Source organism: Bradyrhizobium sp. USDA 4532 (assembly GCF_024171315.1).
GTDB lineage: Bacteria > Pseudomonadota > Alphaproteobacteria > Rhizobiales > Xanthobacteraceae > Bradyrhizobium > Bradyrhizobium australafricanum.
In genome coordinates this window covers 7212324-7234999 of record NZ_JALJZN010000001.1, presented here as the reverse complement: position 1 = coordinate 7234999, position 22676 = coordinate 7212324, and the positions used below count along the sequence as shown (strand labels likewise).

Below are 22676 nucleotides of genomic sequence, written 5' to 3'. Positions count from 1 at the left end.
GGAGCGGCTGGCAGGCATGACTGATCTCCGGAGGGAACGCGGGGGGACTAACACCAGACCCCGTTCCGGAGATGCTATTCCAGGCCTCAAGTCTTTGTGAGATCGGCCTCAACAAGCGTGCGCAGCTCCGGCGTGACCTGCGGACGCCGCCCGAACCACAATTCGAAACCGCGCACCGCCTGGTGCAACAGCATGCCCAGTCCATCAGCGGTCTTCAGACCACGCGCCTCTGCCGCCGCAAGCAGCGGCGTCACCAGCGGCACATAGACGAGATCGGAAACGACCGCGTGTTGCGGCAGCAGGCCGACATCGATCTCGAGCGCGGGCTGACCATGCATGCCGAGCGAGGTGGTATTCACCAGCAGGCCGGCGCGCGGCAGCAGCTCATCAACCTCGTCCCATGTCGCGGGATGAACCCGCGCGCCGAATTGCCCGGCCAGCGCGCGGGCGCGATCGATGCTGCGGTTGACCAGATGCACGCGCGCGATGCCGCGCTCGATCAGGCCGAACACCACCGCACGTGCCGCGCCACCGGCGCCGAGCACCAGCGCGTCCTCCGTCTTGTCCCAGCCGGGCGCGCAGGCGTCGAGATTGTTGATGAAGCCTTCGACATCGGTGTTGGTCGAGCGCAGCTCGCCATCGGCGAACCACAGCGTGTTGGCGGCGCCGACGGCGCGGGCGCGCGCATCCGGTGCCGACAGCGCCAGCGCGCGCTCCTTGTGCGGAATGGTGACGTTGGCGCCGACGAAGCCGCGCAGCGACAGGCGGAACAGGAAATCCTTGAAGTCCTCCGGCGGCACCGCCTCGATCACATAACCGCCCTCGATGCCGAGCGTGCGCAGCCAGTAATGATGGATCAACGGCGAGCGGGAATGCGCGGCGGGCCAGCCGATCAGGCACGCGGCGCGGGTTTTGCTTGAGGACGTCATGATCGTGACATCGGCCAAGGCGGGCGCGCTGTCAATGCGTCCGCTTCGCGGTTGCGGCAACCAGCGCGCTGAGGGCGAACGCGGCGGCTGCGGCGAACCAGATCGCGGCGAGGTTGATCCAGCCATAGACCAGCCCGCCGGCGAGCGCGCCCGCGACCAGCGCCGCCCACAGCAGCAGGTTCGGGAGCCAGGCCCAGCCCGCACCGCCTGTGAGCGCGGCGGCGATCAGCTGACCGGCCTTCACCAGCGCCCCGGTGACATAGGTGAGGCCGAGCCCGGCCCCGCCTTCGAGCTGGAATACGGCGTTCTCGAGCCCCATCGCCAGCACGATGGCGGCGACCGCGGCGTTCGACAGGCCATAGGCATAGGCCACCGCCGCCGCCGTGAGCAGCCACGCCTCGATGAGCAGGAGCAGGGGCTGGCGATGCACCAGCGCGCTGAGCACGATCAGGCTGCCGGCTGCGGCGCCGGCGACGAACAGCACGATCAGCTCCAGCGCTTCCAGGGCGTGCTGCCAATGCCCCTCGGCCAGCGTCACGCCAAGCCGCGTCGAGTTACCGCTCATGAAGGAGACGAACAGCCCGCCGAGATGCAGATAGCCGATGCCGTCGACATAGCCGGCCATTGCGCTGAGCGCGCAGGCCAGCGCCAGGTTACGGCGGGATTCAAGCATGCTGGCGGAAACTGCGTCATAGGAAGGGAATCACGGGCGCTATCTTGGCCCGTCATTCCGGGGCGATGCGACAGCATCGAACCCGGAATCTCGAGATTCCGGGTCTGGTCCTTCGGACCATCCCGGAATGACAATTCGATCACGCCGCGTCGCGATGCGCGGCGATGATCTGGTCGGCGGCGCGGCCCGTCACTTCGGCCATGCGGTCGAACTGGCGGGTGAAGGTGCCGGCGCCGGCCGTGGCGGAGCGCAGTTCGACAATCAAGTCGCCGATCTCCGATTCCGGCATCGTGGCGCGGACGCAATCCCAGCCGATCCAGCCGTCGCGGGTGTCGAAGCCGAGGATCTGGCCGCGGCGCGCCGACAGGATCGCGTTGATCTTGGCGGTGGCGTCGGTCGGACAGACGATCTCGACCATATGGATCGGCTCCAGCAGCACCGGCTGGCACTGCGGCAACCCTTCGCTGACCCCGATCCTCGCCGCGGTACGGAACGCGAGATCGGACGAGTCGACGCTGTGATAGGAGCCGTCGGTCAGCGTGACGTCGACGTCGATCACGGGGAAGCCGAGCGGGCCGCGCGCCAGCGCGTCGACAACGCCCTCTTCCACCGCGCCGATATAGTTGCGCGGCACCGCGCCCCCGACCACTTTCTCGTGGAATTCGAAGCCTGACCCGCGCGGCTTCGGCTTGATGTCGAGCACGACGTCGCCGAACTGGCCATGGCCGCCGGACTGCTTCTTGTGCCGGCCGCGCTGGGTGATCGGCTTGCGGATGGTCTCCTGATAGCCGATCGCCGGCGGATGCGATTTGACGTTGACGCCGTAGCGGTCCTTCAGCCGCTCCTGCGCCACGCGCAGATGCATCTCGCCCTGCCCCCACAGCACGGTGTCGTGGGTGCGCGGGTTCTGGATCATCGTCAGCGAGGGATCTTCCTCGTTCAGCCGCAGCAGCGCCTGGCCGAGCTTGACATCGTCCTTGCGGTCGGTCGCGGCAATCGAGATCGACAGCACGGCCGCGGCCGGCTCGACCTTGACCAGCGAGGCCGGCGCCGTCTTGCCGCTCGAGACCGTATCGCCGGTCTTGATCGCATCGAGCTTGCCGAGCGCGACGGTGTCGCCGGCCTCGGCCTGCGGCCGCTTGCTGTCATGCCCGCCCGAGACCGCGAGGATGCCTGAGACGCGTCCGCTCTCGCCGCTTGAGGATTGCAGCGTCGCGCCGTCGTCGAGCCGGCCCGCAAGCACGCGCGCCAGCGACAGCTTGCCGCCGTGCTGCAAGTGCACGGTCTTGAACACGTAGGCCAGCGCATCCTTCTGATCCTTGATGCCGAGCCGATCGGCGGTCTCGGCGACGCCGGGCGCCTCATGGCGCAGCGCCTTCATCAGGCGCAGCACGCCGTTCTCGCGGCTCGCAGCGCCGAGCAGCACCGGACAGATCTGCCCTTCGCGCAGTTCGCGGGCGAGATCGTCGAACACGGCATCGCGCGGCGGCTGGATATCCTCCAGCAACTGCTCCATCAGCGCGTCGTCGTGGTCGGCAAGCTTCTCCAGCATCGAGAAGCGGGCTTCCTTCTCGCGATCGAGATTGCCGCCCTCGAGCGCCATCACCTCCGACGGCTTGTGCTCGCGATAGACGAAGGCGCGCTCCAGCGCGAGATCGACAAAGCCTTCGATCAGATCGCCGTTCCAGATCGGGATCTGGCGCAGCACCAGCGGCACGCGCGAGGCCGGCTGCAGCGTCGCAAGCGTCTCGCGGACGCGCTTGTTGGCGCGGTCGATCTTGTTCAGGAACAGGAAACGGGGAATTCCGAGCTCCTCGAGCTCGCGCAGGATGATCTGCAGCTGCGGCAGCTTTTTCTCGTCGGCTTCGCAGACCACGACCGCGGCATCGACCGCCGGCAACGCTGCACGCATATCGTGCGCGAATTCGATCGAGCCGGGACAATCGATAAAGGTGTAGCTGTCCCCCATAAAGGTGGTGGTGGCGGCGGTCAGGCCTACGCCCATCTTGTGCTGACGCGCCTCGGGGCTGGCATCGCCGACGGAGGTTCCGGCATCGACGCTGCCGGCAGTTTTAATGGCGCCAGTGCGCGCCAGGATCGCTTCCAGAAGTGTGGTTTTACCGCTTTGGAAAGGGCCCACCAATGCGATGCACCGTGGACCTCGGGGACTTCTGACGTCTTGTCCCATTGCCGCCTCCTCGTTTTGGAGCTCGGCCCATGATTGGGTCGGCGACCGTTTATGCTCTGCCTGCGTTTGACATTTGGCAAGCGGGAAAACGTCGCTGCGGTGCGGCGTCGCGGAGGTTTGCAATTCCGAGCCATCGTCCGGACAATTGCATCCGCTGCGTCAGTTCCTTCGCGCAAGTCCCGGAGCAATCTCGCGCCAGCGTGTCGCAAGGTCGAGCAGACGCTGCACGGCGGGCGAGACATCTTCTTCAGGCCACGCAATCGTGAGCGGCGCCGTCACCGCCGGCGCGGCCAAGCGGACATACGCCACGCCGCGACCGGTCTGCGCGCGTGCCGCGGCCTCCGGGACGAGCGATACACCGACGCCGGCGGCGATCAGGCCAATCGCGGTTTGCAGATGCAGCACCTCCTGCGCGAGTCGCGGCGTGAATCCGGCGGCCTGGCACGCGGCGACGATCAGGCCGGTGACCGATGGCTCCGGCCGCGCCGGATAGAGCACGAAGGCATCATCGGACAATTCGGCAAGCGCAATGTCGTCCCTCTCGGCAAGCGGATGCGCGCGCGGCAACGCCGCGACATAGGGCTCCTCCAGGATCAGGCGCTGGGCAAGACCCGCCTCCGGCAATAGCGCCGGGCGTGCGAAGCCGACATCGATCCGGCGTCGCCGCAGCGCTTCGGCAATCTCGGCCGCCAGCATCTCGTCAAGCACGAGCTCGACGTCGGGACAGGCGTCGCGATAGCTGCCTATGATATCGGGCAGACCGGCGAACATCGCGGAGCCGACGAATCCGATCGCGAGCTTGCCGGCCTGGCCGCGCCCGACGCGCCGCGTGTCCGCAACCGCGGCCTCGAAATTTGCGAGCAGGGAGCGGGCGCGCGCAAGCAGCAGCTCGCCCGCCTCGGTGAGCCTGACAGGACGGCTATTCCGCTGCAGCAACGTCACGCCGAGTTCGTCCTCGAGCTGACGGATCTGCTGGCTTAGCGGCGGTTGCGCGATGTGCAGCCGCTCGGCCGCGCGGGTGAAGTTCAATTCCTCGCCGAGCGCCACGAAATATCTGAGATGTCGCAATTCCATGCCGTCGGTATAGCACGGCGGCGGGTGCCGTCAGTCATACGCAACAGCTCTGCAACCGTATCGAACGAGTATTGGACCGGACGCGCGAACGCGGACAGCCTGCGGCAAAGCACAGGGAGTCCTCATGACGGCGCTGGAAAAAGCCTTCGCGGAAGCAGCCGCGGCAGGCATCACACAACAGAAGATCGATATCGGCGGCCTGCGCGTCAATGTCGCGCGCTTCGGCAAAGGGCCGCCGCTGCTCCTGCTTCACGGCTGGCCGGAGTTCTGGCTGGTGTGGCGCCCGCTGATGCTGCGCCTCGGCGACAGTTTTGAACTGATCGCGCCCGACTTGCGCGGCTGCGGCGACACCGGCAAGCCGACACCGGGGCCCGATGCGTCCGCCACCGCTGAGCGCCACGCGCTGGACATGTTTGCCGTCATGGACGCGCTCGGTCATGACGGCTTCGGCGTCATCGGCGGCGATCTCGGCGCCTATGTCATGCAGGCGATGTCGCATCGTCAGCCGCAGCGGCTGACCGGCACGCTCTATCTCTGCACGCCCTATCCGGGCCTCGGGCATCGCTACGGCCAGCCCGGCCACCTGATCGAGGTCTGGTATCAATACTTCCAGCAGCTGCCATGGGCCGCGCAATTGGTCGGAAGCTCGCGCGAGTCATGCCGGCTCTACTTCCGGCATTTCCTCGACCACTGGTCGGGCGACGATCCCGCGGTGTTCGGCGACCTGCTGGAAGCCTATGTCGACAACTTCATGAAGCCGGGCAACATCCAGGGCGGCTTCGACTGGTATCTCTCGTCCGCGCCCAATCGCCGGCTCTGGCTGGAAGGCAAGCTGCCGGCGCAGCCGCGCATCGACGTGCCGTCGCGCTTTCTCTGGGGCCGCCGCGATCCGTTGATCGCGCCCGAATGGTCGGACAGGTTGAAAGACTATTGGAGCGAACCTTCGATCAGGTTCGTCGAGACCGGGCACTATGTTCACGCCGAGGCGCCCGGGATCGTTGCCGAAGAAGCAAGCGGCTTCTTCGGCAAGCTGATCAACCGCACGGGCGCGCGTTAGCGGCCCGGACGCAGCTCCAGGCTCTCGAGGCCGGCGGCGATGTTGATGCCGACCTGGCCCTGCACGCTGAGCGGCTGCAGGGCGATCGTGTTGTCGGAGCCGCCGACCAGCACGTTGCCGCCGACGCCGACACCGAGCGTCGCGCTGCCCTGCGCGCCGGCATAGTTGCCGGAGAGCGCACCCGGCCCGAGCCGCTCCACCGGCGCATAGACGCCCCAGGCCAGCGCCGATTCCTGGGTGATGCCGAGATCGATGCCGACCTTCTGGATGGTCGCGATGTAGCGATCCTCAGGCAGACCATTGGCGCGCAGCACGCAACCGAGATGGGTCACGGAACCGACGATGAAGCCGACGCTCGCGCCGCCGCGGCATTCAAGGACGCCGACCTGCACGCGCTGGATCGGCTGTTGGGCGCTGGCGCCAACGATTGCGGTCAGCGTGGCGATGGCGGCACCGGCGAGGCGAGTGAAGCGACGCATGTTGGGGAGTCTCCGGCTGAGAGGCATGACGCGAGCAGAGAACCGAACGGCGCCGTGTCTGCGGCGCCGTTCGCATCCTATGCCACAACATCGAACGTCCAGCCAGAATTTGCGGTGCCCGGCCACCGATTGTCAGGAGATGTTGCGGCGCTGCTGTTCCTTTCGGTCTGCCGATTGATCGAGCAATGGACAGCAAACAACAGACAACAAAAAAGAGGCCCGCCTTCGCGGGCCTCTTTGATCGAACACCGACCAGCCTAGAGCGTTTTCGAGCGAAGCGGATACCGGTTCGCGTGAAGAAAACGCGTCAAAACAAAATCTAGTGGTGGTGATGATGACGGTGGTGACGATGATGACGGCGCGGACCGCCGTAGGCGACCGGCTCGAGATCGATCCCGGCGATGCCGGCCGCGACGTTGAGGCCGGTCTGGCCCTGCACGCTGACCGGCTGCAGCGCGTAGGCATTGTTCGGGCCGCCGAACAGGAAGTTACCGCCGGCACCGAGGCCGACCGAGGCGTTGACGCCGACGCCGCCGTAGCTGCCGGCCAGCGCACCGCGCGGAAGCTGCGTGGTCGGCGCGCTCACGGCCCAGGCGAGCTGGGTCGTCGCGGTGACGCCGAGGTCGACGCCGATCCGCTTCACGGTCGCAACATAGGGCTCGGGCCGACGGCCGCCGCTCTGAAACACGCATTCGAGGCGCGCGACAGAGCCGACAACGAAGCCGACATTCTCGCCGCCCTGGCATTGCAGGACCCCGGCTTGAACCTGAGGCGCCGCGTTGGCGGTGGCGAACTGCGCCAGCAACGCAAGCGCTGCAAGGGTGAGGGTCGAAAGTCGCATTGAACTGTCTCCGCAAGGTGAACTGAACTGAATTCGCGCGGCGGACAGGAAGGAAGGCTCGTGTCCAAAACAAGGCAGCGCGCAAAGACGCCGTAAAAACTTCCCGCGTGTGGCATCGATGTTCGCACACACGCGCGTGAGGTGAGCTGGATGTGATTTGACTCGTCGAATCTACCGGCGCGATTTCGGCGCACAAACAAAAACGCTCCCGCACCAGGTGCGGGAGCGTTTCTTTAAGTTCGGATCGAACTACCGCAGATTACCGCAGAAGCGCTGGATGCGCTTGCAGGCATCCTCGAGATCGGAGGTCTTGGTCGCATAGGAGATGCGGAACGCGGGTCCGAGCCCGAATGCCGATCCCTGCACCACGGCGACGCCTTCGCTCTCGAGCAATTCGGTGACGAACGCCTCGTCGTTGTCGATCAGCTTGCCCGACGGCGCCTTCTTGCCGATCGTGCCGGCGCAGGACGGATAGACGTAGAACGCACCTTCCGGCCGCGGGCACTCGATGCCGCTCGCCTGGTTGAGCATCGACACCACGAGGTCGCGACGTTCCTTGAACACCTTGTTGTTCGCGGCGATGAAGTCCTGCGGACCGTTGAGCGCCTCGACCGACGCCCATTGCGCGATCGACGACGGGTTCGAGGTCGACTGCGACTGGATCGTCGCCATCGCCTTGATCAGCTGCGCCGGGCCGCCGGCATAGCCGATGCGCCAGCCGGTCATGCAGTAGGCCTTCGACACGCCGTTCACGGTCAGCGTGCGATCGTACAGGCTCGGCTCGACCTGCGCCGCCGTGGTGAAGACGAAGTCGTCATAGACGAGGTGCTCGTACATGTCGTCGGTCATCACCCAGACATGCGGATGCTTGACCAGCACGTCGGTGATCGCCTTGAGCTCGCTCTTCGTATAGGCCGAGCCGGTCGGGTTCGACGGCGAGCACAGGATCACCCACTTGGTCTTCGGCGTGATCGCCTTCTCGAGATCTTCCGGACGCAGCTTGAAGCCGGTCGAGGCCGGGCACACCACCGGCACCGACTCGCCGCCGGCGAGCGCCACCATCTCGGGATAGCTGACCCAGTACGGCGCCGGGATGATCACCTCATCGCCCGGATTGATGGTCGCCATCAGCGCGTTGTAGAGCACCTGCTTGCCGCCGGTGCCGACGATGACCTGGTTCGGCTTGTAGGTCAGGCCGTTCTCGCGCGCGAACTTGTTGATGATGGCTTCCTTGAGCTCCGGAATGCCGCCGACATCGGTGTACTTGGTCTTGCCGGCCTCGATCGCGTGGATCGCTGCCAGCTTGATGTTGGCGGGCGTATCGAAGTCAGGCTCGCCGGCGCCGAGGCCGATGACGTTGCGGCCCGCGGCTTTCAGCGCGCGTGCTTTGTCCGTGACCGCGATCGTCGCGGACGGCTTCACACGGTCGAGCGCAGCGGACAGGAAGGCCATTATCATCTCCTGGCAAACGTCGTGAGCCGTAGGGCCACGACTTGATTTGAATGGGATCGCGGCACCCTAGGCCTGTCGCCGCTGCACCGCAAGAAGCTTGGCGGTAAAGCACGAAAACTTTCGCGCATGGCTCGCGGCGCGCGCAATTTTCCGCAAGTTCCGGCACCGGATGACTCATATCCGGCAAGCCCGCTCGGGTCTTGCCGGCGGGGCCTTTCGGCGGCATGCGCCAGCGCGGATTGCTCCGAGGACAATGCCGCGCGGCAACCTGCCTGACAGCGCTAACGGCGGGTCGTCAACGCAGACCGGCGCGCGTCGTGCCGCCAAGGACGCGCGTTAAGGTTTGTGAATTGCAGCGCACCGGCCATGGTCGCGACCTTGGCGATCGACCGCCACCGTGCAGAGCGTCGCGCAGGCGTGATCCGAGTTGTTCTGCCGTGTGGATGGAATCGTTCTGCACGTGTGCAGTGCAGTAGACGTTTCGACTTTTTCCACACTGCAGGGCTTGCGACGCACCCCCGTCAGCATCATTGTTTAGCGGCGTTGCGGTGTGACAGGCCGCGCAATTTTTAAGCGTACCGTCTCCCTGACCGAGTGAACCACGACGCAATGTACAAGCTCTATTCGATGCAGCGCTCCGGCAACAGCTACAAGGTCCGGCTGGCGCTTGCCGTGCTGAACACGCCGTACGAGGCGATCGAGATCGACATCCTGCGCGGCGAGAGCCGCACGCCGGAATTCCTGGCCAAGAATCCGAGCGGCCAGGTGCCGCTGCTCGAGGTCGCCGAGGGCCGCCATCTCGCCGAGTCCAATGCCATCCTCTGGTATGTCGCGATCGGCACGCCGCTGGCGCCGGAGTCGCGGATCGAGCGCGCCGAGGCGCTGCAGTGGATGTTCTTCGAGCAGCACGCGCTGGAGCCGAACATCGGCGCTGCCTATTTCTGGCTGTCGCTGGTCAAGGGCGGACGCGACCTGCAGACGCACGCGCTGGAGGACTGGATGGAGCGCGGCTATGCGGCGCTGCAGGTGATGGAAAATCACCTCAAGGAACACGCCTATTTCGCCGCCGGACAGCTCACCGTCGCCGACATCGCCCTTTACGGCTACACCCACGTCGCCGACCGCTGCGACTTCGACCTGGCGACCTTTCCGTCGATCCGCGCCTGGCTCAAGCGGGTCGAGCAGACCCCCGGATTTGTCTCGATGGACTGGCAGCCTGGTACCGAGGCCGAGCCTGAGCCTCGCCTCGCGGCCGGCGTCTGAACGGCCGGGTGTGAATCCAGGGAATAACGGGGAAACTGCCCAAATAACGGGCAAAACTCGCGCCACCGCCGTATTTTAGCCATTTTTGGACGGCGCCGCCGCCGCAATGTTGCCGGTGACAACCGGCAGATTCGCGCGGATGTCGCGAGTGATTCGCTCGCGGCCTGAGGGATTTAGACCATGAAACTGTGGTCCGGCACGGCAGGCTTCGATGGCCGCCCTGCCCCGGTGGCATCATCCCGGCTGACGAACGCGATCGCCGCGTCGCTCGCGCTCGGCGCGCTGACGTTGTGCCTGGTCGTCGCCGTGACGGTGCTGTCGAGCAACATCACCATGGCAACGGCGATCCCGGCGTAATCAAGCAATTTCCGGTTGGCACCTGATCCGCGGCAAGGCGCGGGAGAGACAGCGGCGCGACATGATGAAGACCCCCGTCGGACTGGTGACCGTGACGCTGTCGGCGGCGATCCTGCTGGCGGCATCGCTCCTGATCGTGACCGGCACGCAAGGCGAAGACCGCGCACGCCCCGCGCATGTCACGACGCCGACCGCCAAGCCGGCCCCGCACCACTAAAGCGCAATGAGATCAGGTCGAACCGCGGCGGCAGTGTGCTCCCTCGCCCCGTTCTTACGGGGAGAGGGTTGGGGTGAGGGGCTCTTTCCGCGTATTCGGAGATCGCTGCATTTGCGGAGAGTCCCCCTCACCCGGAACGCATCTAACGATGCGTTCCGACCTCTCCCCGCACACGGGGCGAGGTGAAGCATTAGCCCCATTTGTGGAAGATCAGAAACGCGCCGGCGGCGATGAAGGCAAATCCGAGCGCGTGATTCCAGCCCAGCGGCTCCTTCAGGTACAACACCGAGAAGGCGGCGAACACGACCAGCGTGATCACCTCCTGCATGGTCTTGAGCTGCGCCGCCGAGTAGACCGCGCTGCCCCAGCGATTGGCCGGCACCGCCAGCCAGTATTCGAAGAAGGCGATGCCCCAGCTCACCAGGATCACGATGGGGAGCGAATGATCCTTGAACTTGAGATGGCCGTACCAGGCGAAGGTCATGAAGACGTTCGAGGCGAACAGCATCAGGATCGGCAGCAGCGACGGCGAAATGGCGGGCATCGAATGTCCTCTTGCAAGCAAAGCACGCGGTAACCCGCAGGCACGGAACCGGGTTCCGTGCCGATCTGCATATCATTTGATTTGAAAGCAGCGAAAGCTGGTTCGGCCCCCGCAACGCCCGCTTAACGGTCGGGAAGGAAATGCCGGCGCGGTTGCGGCCCTGTCGTCAAACTGCGGCTTTATCGTTCGTTTGATAGATAGCGAGAACGCGCATGCGGTTCGACTGGCGTGCAATTTCAGGTCCGGCCCTGACGGCGATCACGGCATCCGCCGCCTTCCTGCTCGATCGCCTCGTTGTCGCCGTCCCCAATCCCGCGCCGCTGTTCGTCTGCATCGTGGCGCTTGCGAGCTCGATCAGCGGCATCACCTCCGGGCTGATCTCCGCCGCGATCGCGGTGGCCGCCTCGGCGCTGTTCTTCCTCAATCATCGCGCGCTGCCCGGTTACGACACCGCCGACGTCGCGCGGATGCTGATGCTGGCGGCGACCGCGGCCGGCACCGCCGTGATCACCGGAATGCTACGGCAGAAATGGATCGACGCCTTTGCCGCGGACCAGCAGCATCACGCCACCGCGGAGCGGCTCGCAGCCGCGCTCGACCAGGTCGACATCGGCATCGTGCTGCTCGACGCCGACACCCGCGCCGAATTCATCAACCGCGCCTTCCGCGACTATTTCGCGCTGTCGGATGCGCAGGCCGAGAGCAAGCCGCCCTTCGTCGCGCTGATGTATCACGGCCGCGACACCGGCGCCTATGAACTGCCGGAAGACGAGCTGAGCGCGTTCATCGCCGAGCGCATCGCGATGATGCGCGCCGGCGACTCCACGCCGATCAATCTCAACCTCGCCGACGGCCAGGTGCTGCGCTTCAGCTGCACCGCACTGCCGGACGGCGGCCGCATGCTGAGCTACACGCCGGTCACCGACCTCGTGCGGCACACCGACGATCCCGCCAAGGCCGATGAATATCGGGCCCAGCGCGCCGGGCGCGAGCGCCGTCTGGCGCGGCTGCTGCGCGCCGCCGAGTGAGGCGCGACCTCGTCCGCAATTGATCCTGCGAGATAGCGACGGTAGAACCTTGCGAGCGGTGCGGAGACATCGCCCGCAACGCAGGATCATCCAGGAATCCTCCATGGCCGACGACGTCACCATCCGCTTCGTCACCCGCGACGACTACGCCCAGTGGCTTCCTCTGTGGGACGGCTACAATGCCTTCTATGAGCGATCCGGGCCGACCGCGCTCGCGCCCGAGATCACCGCGATGACGTGGGAACGCTTCTTCGATGCCTATGAGCCGGTGCACGCGCTGGTCGCCGACGCCGGCGGCAGATTGCTCGGGCTGACGCATTATCTGTTTCACCGCTCGACCACGGCGATCGCGCCAACCTGCTATTTGCAGGATCTGTTCACCAGCGAAGCCGCACGCGGCAAGGGCGTTGGCCGCGCGTTGATCAACGGGGTTTACGCGCAGGCCAGGCTCGCGGGATCGCCACGCGTCTACTGGCAGACGCATGAGACCAACCACACCGCGATGCAGCTTTATGACAAGGTCGCAGACAAGCCGGGCTTCGTCATCTATCGCAAGATTGTCTGAGCGGATCTTCGCGGCCTGTGGATTGAACAGAGGTGTCACCGGCACGTTACAAAGCCCGGCTAGGCTTCCGCTCGCGCAGATCAGGCCCCCCGTCTCAGATCTTCGCCAAGCGGTCCCCGTCAGTCGCCGCGTCTGACCGGGACCGCTTTTTTTGCGGCATCTCATTTTGCGACATCGTCATGCGTGATCGGCGGTAGGACGGCACCTTGCCGGGCCCTAGTGTGCTTGTCACAATACGCGGCACCGCTCGCCTATCCCACAGGATTGTCTCATGGAAATTCGTAATCTCGGCGGCTCCGGGCTGCGCGTGTCCGCGGTCGGCCTCGGCTGCAACAATTTCGGCCAGCGCACCGACCTCGAGACCTCGCGCAAGGTGATCCACAAGGCGATCGATCTCGGCATCACGCTGTTCGACACCGCCGACATCTATGCCGGCATGGGCGGCTCGGAGACCGTGCTCGGCACCGTGCTGGGCGACCGCCGCAAGGACATCGTGCTCGCCACCAAATTCTCCAAGCCGATGGCGACCGACGGCACCAAGCAGGGCGCCTCGCGGCGCTACATCATGTCGGCGGTCGAAGCGAGCCTCACTCGCCTGAAGACCGACTATATCGATCTCTACCAGCAGCACGACTACGATCCGCTCACCCCGATCGACGAGACGCTGCGCGCGCTCGACGATCTCGTCCGCCAGGGCAAGGTGCGCTACATCGGCAACTCCAACTTCCCGGCCTGGCGGATCGCCGAAGCCGAGTACGTCGCGCGCCAGATGAACATGAACCGCTTCGTGTCCTGCCAGGACGAATACAGCCTCCTGGTGCGCGGCATCGAGAAGGACCTGCTGCCGGCGGCGCAGCAATACAATCTCGGCCTGCTGCCGTTCTTCCCGCTCGCCAGCGGCCTGTTGACCGGCAAGTACCAGCGCGGCGCCGCTGCACCCGCCGATACCCGCTTCGCCAAGGCGCCGGCCCTGAAGGATCGCTACGTCACGCCGCGCAACGAGGACATCGTCGAGAAGCTGCAGGCGTTTGCCAGGGAGCGCGGCCACGCCATGCTCGAGCTCGCCTTCTCCTGGCTCGCCGCCCGCCCGCAAGTCGCAAGCGTCATCGCCGGGGCGACGCGTCCCGAGCAGATCGAGCAGAACGTCAAGGCGATCAGCTGGAAGCTCTCCGCGGAGGAGATGGCGGAGATCGATGGGATAACGAAGGCGTGAAGCGAACGGCACTCTCTCCGCTCCCTGTCCCCGTCCTTTACGGGGAGAGGGTTGGGGTGAGGGGCATCTATCCGCGCAACTCAGTCTGAATTGTAATCAACACACCCTCGACGTTGCCGAGCACATCGTTGTTCCAGAAGCGAAGCACGCGATAGCCCTCCCCGGTGAGATACCAGTCCCGGACCACGTCTGCAGCTGAGTCCGCGTGCTGACCGCCATCCACTTCGATCACGAGCCGTCGCTCGCGGCAGACGAAGTCGCAAATGTAACTCCCGACCGGCACCTGCCGTGCGAACTTATGGCCATCAATCTGGCGATTGCGGATGCGATTCCAAAGCACGGTCTCCGCGTCCGTTTGATTGGCGCGCAGCCCTTTCGCGAGTCGGATAGGTGTTTCCTTGCGGCCACGCATTGCCCTGCCCCTCACCCGGAAGCAACGCGATGCGTCGCTTCCGACCTCTCCCCGCAAAGAGCGGGGAGAGGTCGAGGAAGTCAAGCCACCAGCCCCTTCATCGGCTTTACCGGGGCGCTGTCCGGAAACACGGCATCGGCCAGCACGCGCTCGCCGAGGCCGAACTGGTCGTGCAGCACGCCCTTGATCACGGCGCGCAGGTCGGTGGTCGGGGCGAGGTCGCGGGCCTGGTAGAGATTGGCGGGCTTGAGGCCGGGCCAGTCGGTGATCATGCGGCCGCCATTCACCGCGCCGCCGGCGAGCAACGCGATGGTGCCGGTGCCGTGGTCGGTGCCCTCGGTGCCGTTGATGCGCGCGGTGCGGCCGAACTCGGTCGCGACCACGATCACGGTGTCGCGCCAGCGCGCGCCGAGGCCGCTCTGAAATTCCGCCAGCGCGCCGTCGAGGCCGCCGAGCAGCTGCGCGAGGCGGCCGACCGGCCCGCCTTCATTGGCATGGGTATCCCAGCCGTCGAAGGCGAGCGCGCCGATCCTCGGGCCGTCATCGGCCGCCATCAATTTCGCGGCGCCCCGCGCCACGAGGCGCATCGCCGCCACGCCGCCCGCCCCGTGCTTCGGCTTCATCTCCTCGCCCTGCGCCTGCTTCTCGAGCTGCAAGCCTTGCGTCAGCGCGCTCGCCAGCGCCGGATCGCGGTGCTGATAGAGATCGAGCAGCCGCATCGCGGTGTCGTCGGCGGCTTGCGGTAGCGCGGTCGGGGCCCAGCCGACGGTCGGCGCCGCGCCGCGCAGCACCAGCGGCGTGGTCGGGCCGACCGCGAGCGCGCTCGTCACCCGCTCGCCTTTCGGCAAGGCTTCCAGCGCGCGATTGAGCCAGCCGGACTGCACGCGGCCCGGACCGGGGAAGCCGCTTTCCAGCACGTCCTGACCGTCGAAATGCGAGCGATCGCGATAGGAGGTCGCCACCGCATGAACCACCGCGGCCTGCTTGGCGCGATACATCCGCGAAAATTCCGGCATCGCCGGATGCAGGGCGAAGAACTGATCCAGCATCACCGCCGCGTTCGGGCCATCGGGGCGCAGCGCGATCGCGCCGTGCAAGCCGGCATAATCAGGATCGCCGACCGGTGCGACCGTGGCGAGGCCGTCGAGTGCACCGCGCAGGATGATGGTGACGAAGCGCGGATCGCGGCCATCGGCGGCGCGCGCGAATTTCGGGAGGTAGGCCCAGGCCGCAAAGGAGGCGCCGCCGAGCAGCAGCGCGCGCCGCGACGTCGCCTGCAGCATCAGGCTCTCGGAGCATTCCATCGTCATCTCCTCTGGAACTCGGGCGACATCAACAGCAGCGCCAGCGCCTGCTGCCGCGATTCCGCGCGCTCGATGGTGCGCCGCGTCTCGGGCGAGGCTGCATCGGCGGCAATGAGCTCGAGCAGGTCGCGCGGGTCGAACCGGTCGGCGAGCTGGGAGGCGACTTGCGCCGAAATGTCGAGCCTGAGCTTGATGCCTTCAGGCGCCGCCCAGGCCGCGGCGGTGTCCGAAAATCCGTTCGGCCCGGCCGGCGACCACAGCGGCTGGCCGAGCACATTGAGGCCATTGAGATAGCGGCTCGGATCCTCGGGATTGCGCGCCAGCAGGCGGCCGGAGGCGACCAGGAATTCGTAAGGCGAACGCATCTTTGTCAGCGGCGCCTGCCAGGCCTCGCTGGACTGAACGAGCGCGGTGGCCAGCGCCCTGAGATCGCCGTCCGTTTTCGTGAATGTATCCTGCAGCCTCGCCACCAGCGCCGGCGGCGGATCGTCGGCAACGAAGTGGCGCGCGAACTTGGTCGCGATGAATTTTGCGGTCGAGGGATGCCGCGCGATGTCCGCCAGCACCGCCTCGCCCTGCGCGACGCCCGCCTGCGCGTAGCTCTTGCCGAGCACCTGCTGCGGTCCGGGCTGGTGCGCATTGGCGTTGAACACGAAGCTGCCGGGCACACCTAACTGCCCACGGCGGCCGGCAAAGGTCCAGCCGGTGATGACGCGCGCCAGCGCCGTCACATCGTCCTGGGTGTAGCCGCCGCCGACGCCGAGCGTATGCAGCTCCATGATCTCGCGCGCGAGATTCTCGTTCAGGCCGCGATTGCGGTTGATGCCGGCGCGCGACTCCGGGCCGAGCGATTGCTGGTTGTCGAGAAAGAACAGCATCGCCGGATGCTGCTCGACGGCCTTCAGCATGTCCGAGAAACGGCCGAGCACATGCGGACGGATCGCCTCGCGCTCGAACGAGCCGGCCCACATCCGCGCCAGCGCGCCCTTGTTGGCGGAGACGCAGAAGTGGTTGGACCAGAACACCACGAGCCGTTCGACGAAGCCGCAATCGGCGACCACGCCGCGCTGCAGGCGCGCCAGCGCCTCGGCGCGGAACGTCTTCTGGATGATGTTGAGCGGTTGCGCCGGCGGCTTGGGGGGACCGGGCACCGTCTGCATCGTCGGAGGCTGCATCGGAGCCGACGGCGTCATCGCCGCGTTGGCGCCATCGGCGCCCTGCGCCTGCATCGCCGGATCCTTGCCGGCGATCTCCTTGGCGGCCGTGGACAGCGACAGATTGCGCCGCTGCGCCGGCTTTGCGTCGGACCCTTGCGGCGGTGTCTCGCTCGCGCCTTGCTGCGCGACCTTCGCGGCATTGCGCGCCTGCTGGATCTCGAACTGATAGTCGAACACCTGCTTGCCGAGCTCCGGCGTCGAGAGCAGGCCCGGCACTTCGAGCAGCGCGCCGTTCGGACGCGCCAGTTCCGCCAGCACGAAACCGCGCGGATCGGAGGCGGCGTTGATGAAGTCGCCGGACGCCCCGCCGCGGGCACCGAATCCAAACCGGTTGAGGGCAACCAGCGCGGCTTGCGAATCACGGGCCATCAGAATTCCCTTAACGGCCTATCCCGGCTATATCAGTTGCCTGGCATCATAGCGCGGTCCGGGATGAACCCGAGATTAATTCGCGCATTAAATCGCGGTTAGAATGGACCTCTCGTCAAACGATCGTTCCAAACCAGCATCTCCGCGCCAGCTTGCCTGCACGGCATGCGGCAGCGAATTTTCCTGCTCGCTCACCGGAGCATGCTGGTGCTGCGATGAGAGTTTTCGCCTGCCGATGCCGACCGACGGCGGCGACTGCCTGTGCCCCGCATGCTTGCGGAAGCTCGCGGAACAGCAAGCAGCGGTGAGCGCCACGTGAACGCACGCTGGACCGTCGACGCCGTCCTGCTCGACATGGACGGCACGCTGCTCGACACCGAGAAGGTTTACTTCGACAGCCTGGTCGCGGCGCTGAACGTGTGCGGCTACACCGACGACGTCGTCGCGCTGTGCCACTCCATGGTCGGGCTTCCCGGCCCGGTCTGCGAGGCGATGCTGCGCGACCATTACGGCGCGGCGTTTCCGCTCGCGGACGTCAACCAAGCGTTTCTCGAACATCGCGATCGGATGATGCGGTCGGGCCTGCCGCTCAAATCAGGCACGCTCGCTCTGCTCGATGCGCTCGCGCTTGCGGAGCGCCCGATGGCGATCGTCACCTCGTCATCGCGCCGTTCGGCCGAACGCAACCTCACCCTCGCCGGCATCCGCGCGCGCTTCGACACGCTGCTGACGCTTGACGATGTCGCGCAGGGCAAGCCGGATCCCGAGCTCTATCTCAAGGCCGCCGCGCGGCTCGGCGTGAGGCCGGCGTCCTGCATCGCGGTGGAAGACTCCAACCACGGCGTCGCCGCCGCCCACGCCCCCGGCGCCATCACGCTGATGGTGCCGGACATGGCGCCGCCGACAGATGAGACCCACGCGAAATGCGCGGCCGTGCTGCCGGATCTCAACGCCGTGCTGGCGCTGCTGCAGGAGCGCGGCGCGCTTTAGCCGTCATTGCGAGACGGTCTCGCCGCAGGCTGCTGCACCTCTCCCGCTTGCGGGGCAGGGAGCGCACCGCCTTCGCGACTACCATTCAACCTACTCTCGTCATGTCCTAACCCCGCTTACGCCCTGCTTCCCCAGCGCCGTCTCGATCAGTGTGCGCGCGGCCTCGCCGGCGGTCTCCATGTAGCTCGGGTCGCGATGCAGCAGCACCACGGCGAACGATCCGTCCAGCAGCAAGAGGATCTGCCGCGCCAGTTTGAGCGGATCGGCGATGCCCTGCTCCGCGAAGGTCGCGCGCAGCCAGTCCTCGAACTTCTTCTTGTGCGCGGCGCCGATCCTGATCGCGGGATGCCCGGGCATGTTGGCGAGTTCGGCGGAGGTGCGCAGGAAGCCGCAGCCCTTCCACTTCGGATGCCGCGCCGAGCGCGCGAGGTTCCTGAAGATCGCCTCGACCTTCACCGGCAGGCCACCCTCGGCCTCCGCGAACCACTTTCGGAACAGCGCGAGATTGGGCTGGTCGCGCGCGGCGAGATAGGCAGCGACCAGATCGTCCTTGCTCTTGAAGTGATAGTACAGCGTGCGCTTGGTGAGGCCGGCCTTGGCGGCGACCTCGTCGACGCTGACGCGGCGAATGCCTTCATTGTAGAACAGCGCGCTCGCCGCCTGGACGATGCGCTCGCGGGTGGGCTCGGAGGGTCTGGGCATGGCGCGTATGTATACTAACCAGTGAATATACACAAATTGCGGCTGGCCCTACATTCGGCCCGACACTGGAGACTGCATCATGCCCGCCCCCATCCTGCTCGAGATCACCGACACGATCGCCCTGATCACCCTGAACCGTCCGGAGCAGCTCAACGCGCTGAACTACGCGCTGATCGATCAGCTGATGGCCGCGCTCGACCGCATCGAGGGCGACGCTGAGGTGCGCGCCGTGATTTTGACCGGGGCCGGCGAGCGGGCCTTCTCGGCCGGCGCCGACATCAAGCAGTTTTCCGAGAGCGTCAAGCAGGGCTCCGCCGTCGCGGTGCGCGACTTCGTCCGCCGCGGCCAGGCCATGACCGCGCGGCTCGAGGCATTCAAGAAGCCCGTGATCGCCGCGATCAACGGGCTCGCCTTCGGCGGCGGCTGCGAGATTACCGAGGCGGTGCATCTCGCTGTCGCCAGCGACCGCGCGCTATTTGCAAAACCCGAGATCAAGCTCGGCATGCCCCCGACCTTCGGCGGCACGCAGCGGCTGCCGCGGCTGGCCGGACGCAAGCGCGCCCTGCAGCTGCTCCTCGCAGGCGATCCGTTCCCGCCCGAGCATGCGCGTGAGATCGGGCTGGTCAATCAGATCGTGCCGCACGATCAATTGCTGACGGCCGCGCGCGAGCTCGCCGGCCGCATCACCAGGCATTCGCCCGGCGCCGTCGCCGGCACCATCACCGCTGTGACGCGCGGGCTCAACATGCCGATTGCCGAGGGCCTTTTGGTCGAGAGCGAGCAATTCGCCGCGCTGGTGCCGGGCCGCGATCTCGCCGAGGGGCTCGCGGCGTGGAAGGAACGGCGGCTGGCGAGGTATGTCGGGGCTTGAAAACCCGCGAGTGCTACATCCGTCATTGCGAGCGAAGCGAAGCAATCCATCGACCCGCATACGCGGAAAGATGGATTGCTTCGTCGCTTCGCTCCTCGCAATGACGGAGGAGTTCGCCCTACCGCACCACCGCCGCGGTCTGCCCGAACAGCAACTTGCGCTCTTCCTCGGTGCGGATCGCGGGCTGGCCGAAATTCGGATTGACCTCCTTCGCCATGGCATAGGCGCGCACGGTCGCCGGGCGCTTGCCGATCGTCTCCAGCCAGCGCTTCAGATGCGGGAAATCGTCGATCTCCTGGCCCTGGTTCTTGTAGGGCACGACCCAGGGATAGCTCGCCATGTCGGCGATCGAGTAGTCGCCGGCGACGAATTCGCGGTCGGCGAGCCGCTTGTTGAGCACGCCGTAGAGCCGGTTGGTCTCGTTGACATAGCGGTCGATCGCGTAAGGCAGCTTCTCGACGGCGTAGTTGCGGAAATGGTGGTTCTGCCCGGCCATCGGCCCGAGCCCGCCCATCTGCCAGAACGTCCACTGGATCGCGTCATAGCGGCCATGGATATCGGCCGGCAGGAATTGTCCGGTCTTCTCGGCGAGATAGAGCAGGATCGCGCCGGACTCGAACAGCTGTAGCGGCTTGCCACCGCCCTTCGGCGCGTGATCGAGAATTGCGGGGATGCGGTTGTTCGGCGCGATCTGCAAAAAGTCCGGCTTGAACTGATCGCCTTTGCCGATGTTCACTGGGAAAATCTTGTACTCCAATCCGGCCTCCTCAAGGAACATCGTTACCTTGTGACCGTTCGGCGTGGACCAGTAGTGAAGGTCGATCATGCGCGTGATCCTGCATTGCCAGGGACTGCCGATGCCACGCATCGGCGAGAAAGATGCGAATGCATGGAGTTGGACGCATATCCGCACCCAAGTCAATGGCGCCCGCATTGCACCGCGCGCGAATGTGATCTGCAAGCAGCGCAAGTGCCCGATTGAGCCGCGTCCCGATTGCTCCTAGGCTCAACGTGTTTGGTATTGAAAAGTTTTCAAAACACGGGGGATTGCGATGACGCGGGATTTGGCACGACGTGATTTCCTGAAAGGTTCGGCGGCGCTCGCCGGCGCCGCAGCCGCGGGCGCCTTCTCCTGCGTCGAGATCGCGAGCGCCGCACCGATCGAGGTGCCGACCGTCGACAAGCTCTCGATCCGCGTGCTGGTCGATTCCAGCTTCGATTTGTTCTTCAAGCCGAAGCAGGCCGGCGGCGTCACCATCGTGCCGCCGCCGCGCTCCGCCGACTACCAGAAGTCGCTGCACAATGAATGGGGCCTGTCGCTGTGGCTGGAGTCGGAAGCCAAGGGCGCACGGCGCACGCTGATGCTCGACTACGGCTACACGCCGGAGGTGCTGCTCAACAACATGGCGCTGGTCGGCGTCGATCCGGCGAAGCTCGATGGGCTGATCGTGAGCCACGGGCATTACGACCATTTCGGCGGCCTCAACGGCTTCCTCGACAAGTTCCGCGACAAGCTGCCGGCCGACGTGAGGCTCTATGCCGGCGGCGAGGACAATTTCTGCCACCGCGTCAGCGCAACGCCGACCAAGGGCCAGTTCAACGATTTCGGCACGCTCGATCGCCGCCAGCTCGCGGCGCAGCGCGTCACCACGGTGCTGTGCGAGACCCCGACCGTGATCGCCGGCCACGCCTTCACCACCGGCAAGATCACCCGCCGCAGCATCGAGCGCGTGCTGCCGCAGACCTGGGTCGAGTTCGGCATCAAGGACGGGCTCGGCTGCAATGCCAGCCACTATCTGCCGGCCGAGATGGAAGGCAAGATCGTGCCCGACGAGCACATCCATGAGCACGCCACCTGCTTCAACGTGCGGGACTTCGGCCTCGTCGTGATCTCGTCCTGCGGCCATGTCGGCATCGTCAATTCGGTGAAGCAGGCACAGGAGGTCTCCGGCATCCAGAAGGTGCACGCCATCGTCGGCGGCTTCCATCTCGGGCCGGCGCCGAAGGATTACCTCACCGAGGTGGTCGCCGAGATCAGGAAGCTCGACCCCGACGTGCTGATCCCGATGCACTGCTCCGGGCTCAACTTCGTGCAGGAGGCGACCGCGCAGATGGGCGACAAGGTGCTGGTCACGACGACGGGCAGCCGCCTCTCCTTCGGCATATGATCGCGCCGATCCTGCGCGTCATTGCATTCGCTGGCGCGGGCTTGGCATTCGCTGGCCCGGGCCTGGCATTCGCCGGCGCCGGCCTGTGGCTGACGCTGGCGCCGGTGCTGGCCGCCGATGCGCCGCCGCAATCGGCGCGCTCGCCCGCCGAGATCATGGACATCCTGATGTGGAACAGGGAGCCGGTCGGCGGCCCGTTCGCGCTGACCGATCAGGCCGGCCATGAACGCACCGACAAGGAGTTTCGCGGCAAGCTGATGCTGATCTATTTCGGCTTCACCACCTGCCCAGACGTCTGCCCGACCGATCTGCAAGCGATCGCCCTGGCGCTCGACAAGCTCGGCCGCGACGGCGACCAGGTGCAACCGATCTTCATCACGGTCGATCCCGAGCGCGACACCGCGGCGCATCTCGCAGACTACGTGCCGATGTTCCACCCGCGCCTGATCGGACTGACCGGCAGCGGTGATGCGATCCGCAAGCTCGCTGATGCCTACAAGGTCTACTTCGCGCGGGTGCCGCTGAAGGATGCCGGCGACTATACCGTCGATCACACCGCCTACATCTATTTGATGGACCGCGAGGGCAATTATCTCGGCTTCTTTCCGCCGGGGACATCAGCCGACCGGATGGTCGAGATCATCCGGCCACGGCTCGCCGAACCGGTACGCTGACATCAGAGATTGGCAATTCCAGCCGCGTCAATACTGCGCCCCCTCTCCCGCTTGCGGGTGAGGTGAAGAAAGCAGTTCGGCAGGCGGAT

At 66.0% G+C, this 22676-nt stretch carries 25 protein-coding genes; 12 read left to right on the top strand and 13 right to left on the bottom strand.

What is annotated here, in order from left to right; translation table 11 throughout:
- Positions 1–86 precede the first annotated feature (86 nt).
- The 4 genes from J2R76_RS33290 to J2R76_RS33275 all read right to left on the bottom strand — a co-directional run bounded on the left by J2R76_RS33290 (position 87) and on the right by J2R76_RS33275 (position 4864).
- On the bottom strand, positions 87–929 hold the full coding sequence (locus tag J2R76_RS33290) for a shikimate dehydrogenase (protein WP_076830082.1): 843 nt from the start codon (positions 927–929) through the stop codon (positions 87–89).
- Between the two features lie 31 nt (positions 930–960).
- Positions 961–1602: a YoaK family protein gene (locus J2R76_RS33285; RefSeq protein WP_076829899.1), complete on the bottom strand. Its 642-nt coding sequence runs from the start codon at positions 1600–1602 to the stop codon at positions 961–963.
- 139 nt (positions 1603–1741) lie between these two features.
- A complete protein-coding gene (locus J2R76_RS33280) occupies positions 1742–3790 on the bottom strand; it encodes an elongation factor G (protein WP_076829896.1) in 2049 nt (682 codons plus the stop codon).
- A gap of 159 nt (positions 3791–3949) precedes the next feature.
- Positions 3950–4864 carry a LysR substrate-binding domain-containing protein gene (locus J2R76_RS33275; protein ID WP_253625427.1) on the bottom strand — a complete coding sequence of 305 codons (915 nt, stop codon included), beginning with the start codon at positions 4862–4864 and terminating at the stop codon, positions 3950–3952.
- Positions 4865–4988: 124 nt separating this feature from the next.
- On the opposite strand from J2R76_RS33275, the gene J2R76_RS33270 reads away from it, so the two are divergent.
- The gene (locus J2R76_RS33270) at positions 4989–5921 is read left to right on the top strand and encodes an alpha/beta fold hydrolase (RefSeq protein WP_083715109.1); all 933 of its coding nucleotides are present in this window, start codon (positions 4989–4991) and stop codon (positions 5919–5921) included.
- On the opposite strand, the gene J2R76_RS33265 is transcribed toward J2R76_RS33270, so the two are convergent.
- The 3 genes from J2R76_RS33265 to J2R76_RS33255 all read right to left on the bottom strand — a co-directional run bounded on the left by J2R76_RS33265 (position 5918) and on the right by J2R76_RS33255 (position 8693).
- Entirely contained in the window at positions 5918–6400 is a 483-nt protein-coding gene (locus J2R76_RS33265) for a DUF992 domain-containing protein (protein ID WP_168859258.1), read from the bottom strand. The two genes, J2R76_RS33270 and J2R76_RS33265, sit on opposite strands and share 4 nt — an antisense overlap.
- A 319-nt stretch (positions 6401–6719) precedes the next feature.
- A complete protein-coding gene (locus J2R76_RS33260) occupies positions 6720–7241 on the bottom strand; it encodes a DUF992 domain-containing protein (protein ID WP_076829891.1) in 522 nt (173 codons plus the stop codon).
- 249 nt (positions 7242–7490) lie between these two features.
- Positions 7491–8693 (bottom strand): pyridoxal phosphate-dependent aminotransferase, encoded by a 1203-nt coding sequence (locus J2R76_RS33255; RefSeq protein WP_028340563.1) that lies wholly within the window; start codon positions 8691–8693, stop codon positions 7491–7493.
- A gap of 609 nt (positions 8694–9302) precedes the next feature.
- Between J2R76_RS33255 and J2R76_RS33250 the strand changes: the two genes are divergently transcribed.
- The 3 genes from J2R76_RS33250 (at position 9303) to J2R76_RS33240 (ending at position 10530) form a co-directional block, all read left to right on the top strand.
- Positions 9303–9956 (top strand): glutathione S-transferase family protein, encoded by a 654-nt coding sequence (locus tag J2R76_RS33250; RefSeq protein ID WP_057015955.1) that lies wholly within the window; start codon positions 9303–9305, stop codon positions 9954–9956.
- Positions 9957–10136: 180 nt separating this feature from the next.
- Positions 10137–10313: a hypothetical protein gene (locus tag J2R76_RS33245; RefSeq protein WP_253625426.1), complete on the top strand. Its 177-nt coding sequence runs from the start codon at positions 10137–10139 to the stop codon at positions 10311–10313.
- 61 nt (positions 10314–10374) lie between these two features.
- Positions 10375–10530, top strand: coding sequence for a hypothetical protein (locus J2R76_RS33240; RefSeq protein WP_168859260.1), 156 nt, complete (start codon positions 10375–10377; stop codon positions 10528–10530).
- 190 nt (positions 10531–10720) lie between these two features.
- Here the strand turns inward: J2R76_RS33240 and J2R76_RS33235 are convergent, their stop codons facing one another.
- On the bottom strand, positions 10721–11074 hold the full coding sequence (locus tag J2R76_RS33235; RefSeq protein WP_028336063.1) for a DMT family protein: 354 nt from the start codon (positions 11072–11074) through the stop codon (positions 10721–10723).
- A gap of 212 nt (positions 11075–11286) precedes the next feature.
- Between J2R76_RS33235 and J2R76_RS33230 the strand changes: the two genes are divergently transcribed.
- From J2R76_RS33230 to J2R76_RS33220, 3 genes are all read left to right on the top strand, one after another.
- Positions 11287–12102, top strand: a complete 816-nt coding sequence (locus tag J2R76_RS33230; RefSeq protein WP_076829885.1) for a PAS-domain containing protein — start codon at positions 11287–11289, stop codon at positions 12100–12102.
- A 103-nt stretch (positions 12103–12205) separates the two neighbouring features.
- The gene (locus tag J2R76_RS33225) at positions 12206–12667 is read left to right on the top strand and encodes a GNAT family N-acetyltransferase (RefSeq protein ID WP_172649052.1); all 462 of its coding nucleotides are present in this window, start codon (positions 12206–12208) and stop codon (positions 12665–12667) included.
- 271 nt (positions 12668–12938) lie between these two features.
- Positions 12939–13880 carry an aldo/keto reductase gene (locus J2R76_RS33220; protein ID WP_253625425.1) on the top strand — a complete coding sequence of 314 codons (942 nt, stop codon included), beginning with the start codon at positions 12939–12941 and terminating at the stop codon, positions 13878–13880.
- Between the two features lie 67 nt (positions 13881–13947).
- On the opposite strand, the gene J2R76_RS33215 is transcribed toward J2R76_RS33220, so the two are convergent.
- From J2R76_RS33215 to J2R76_RS33205, 3 genes are all read right to left on the bottom strand, one after another.
- Positions 13948–14292: an endonuclease domain-containing protein gene (locus J2R76_RS33215; RefSeq protein WP_057015131.1), complete on the bottom strand. Its 345-nt coding sequence runs from the start codon at positions 14290–14292 to the stop codon at positions 13948–13950.
- 80 nt (positions 14293–14372) lie between these two features.
- On the bottom strand, positions 14373–15602 hold the full coding sequence (locus J2R76_RS33210; protein ID WP_253625424.1) for a DUF1501 domain-containing protein: 1230 nt from the start codon (positions 15600–15602) through the stop codon (positions 14373–14375).
- Positions 15599–17182, bottom strand: coding sequence for a DUF1800 family protein (locus J2R76_RS33205; RefSeq protein WP_253625423.1), 1584 nt, complete (start codon positions 17180–17182; stop codon positions 15599–15601). The genes J2R76_RS33210 and J2R76_RS33205 overlap by 4 nt, the downstream gene beginning before the upstream one ends.
- A 315-nt stretch (positions 17183–17497) precedes the next feature.
- Here J2R76_RS33205 and J2R76_RS33195 point away from each other — a divergent pair, with 315 nt between their 5' ends.
- A complete protein-coding gene (locus tag J2R76_RS33195) occupies positions 17498–18172 on the top strand; it encodes an HAD family phosphatase (protein WP_253625422.1) in 675 nt (224 codons plus the stop codon).
- 99 nt (positions 18173–18271) lie between these two features.
- Here the strand turns inward: J2R76_RS33195 and J2R76_RS33190 are convergent, their stop codons facing one another.
- Positions 18272–18874 (bottom strand): TetR/AcrR family transcriptional regulator, encoded by a 603-nt coding sequence (locus J2R76_RS33190; RefSeq protein WP_057019048.1) that lies wholly within the window; start codon positions 18872–18874, stop codon positions 18272–18274.
- A gap of 79 nt (positions 18875–18953) precedes the next feature.
- On the opposite strand from J2R76_RS33190, the gene J2R76_RS33185 reads away from it, so the two are divergent.
- Positions 18954–19745 carry a crotonase/enoyl-CoA hydratase family protein gene (locus J2R76_RS33185; protein WP_253625421.1) on the top strand — a complete coding sequence of 264 codons (792 nt, stop codon included), beginning with the start codon at positions 18954–18956 and terminating at the stop codon, positions 19743–19745.
- Positions 19746–19863: 118 nt separating this feature from the next.
- Here J2R76_RS33185 and J2R76_RS33180 read toward each other — a convergent pair whose 3' ends face one another.
- Entirely contained in the window at positions 19864–20571 is a 708-nt protein-coding gene (locus J2R76_RS33180) for a glutathione binding-like protein (RefSeq protein WP_253625420.1), read from the bottom strand.
- Between J2R76_RS33180 and J2R76_RS33175 the strand changes: the two genes are divergently transcribed.
- Genes J2R76_RS33175 through J2R76_RS33165 form a run of 3 tightly spaced genes read left to right on the top strand, consistent with a single transcriptional unit; the run spans position 20570 to position 22587 of the window.
- A complete protein-coding gene (locus J2R76_RS33175) occupies positions 20570–20749 on the top strand; it encodes a hypothetical protein (protein ID WP_253625419.1) in 180 nt (59 codons plus the stop codon). The two genes, J2R76_RS33180 and J2R76_RS33175, sit on opposite strands and share 2 nt — an antisense overlap.
- 48 nt (positions 20750–20797) lie before the next feature.
- On the top strand, positions 20798–21913 hold the full coding sequence (locus tag J2R76_RS33170; protein WP_253625418.1) for an MBL fold metallo-hydrolase: 1116 nt from the start codon (positions 20798–20800) through the stop codon (positions 21911–21913).
- On the top strand, positions 21910–22587 hold the full coding sequence (locus J2R76_RS33165; RefSeq protein ID WP_253589052.1) for an SCO family protein: 678 nt from the start codon (positions 21910–21912) through the stop codon (positions 22585–22587). Before J2R76_RS33170 ends, J2R76_RS33165 begins: the two co-directional genes overlap by 4 nt.
- Positions 22588–22676: the final 89 nt, after the last annotated feature.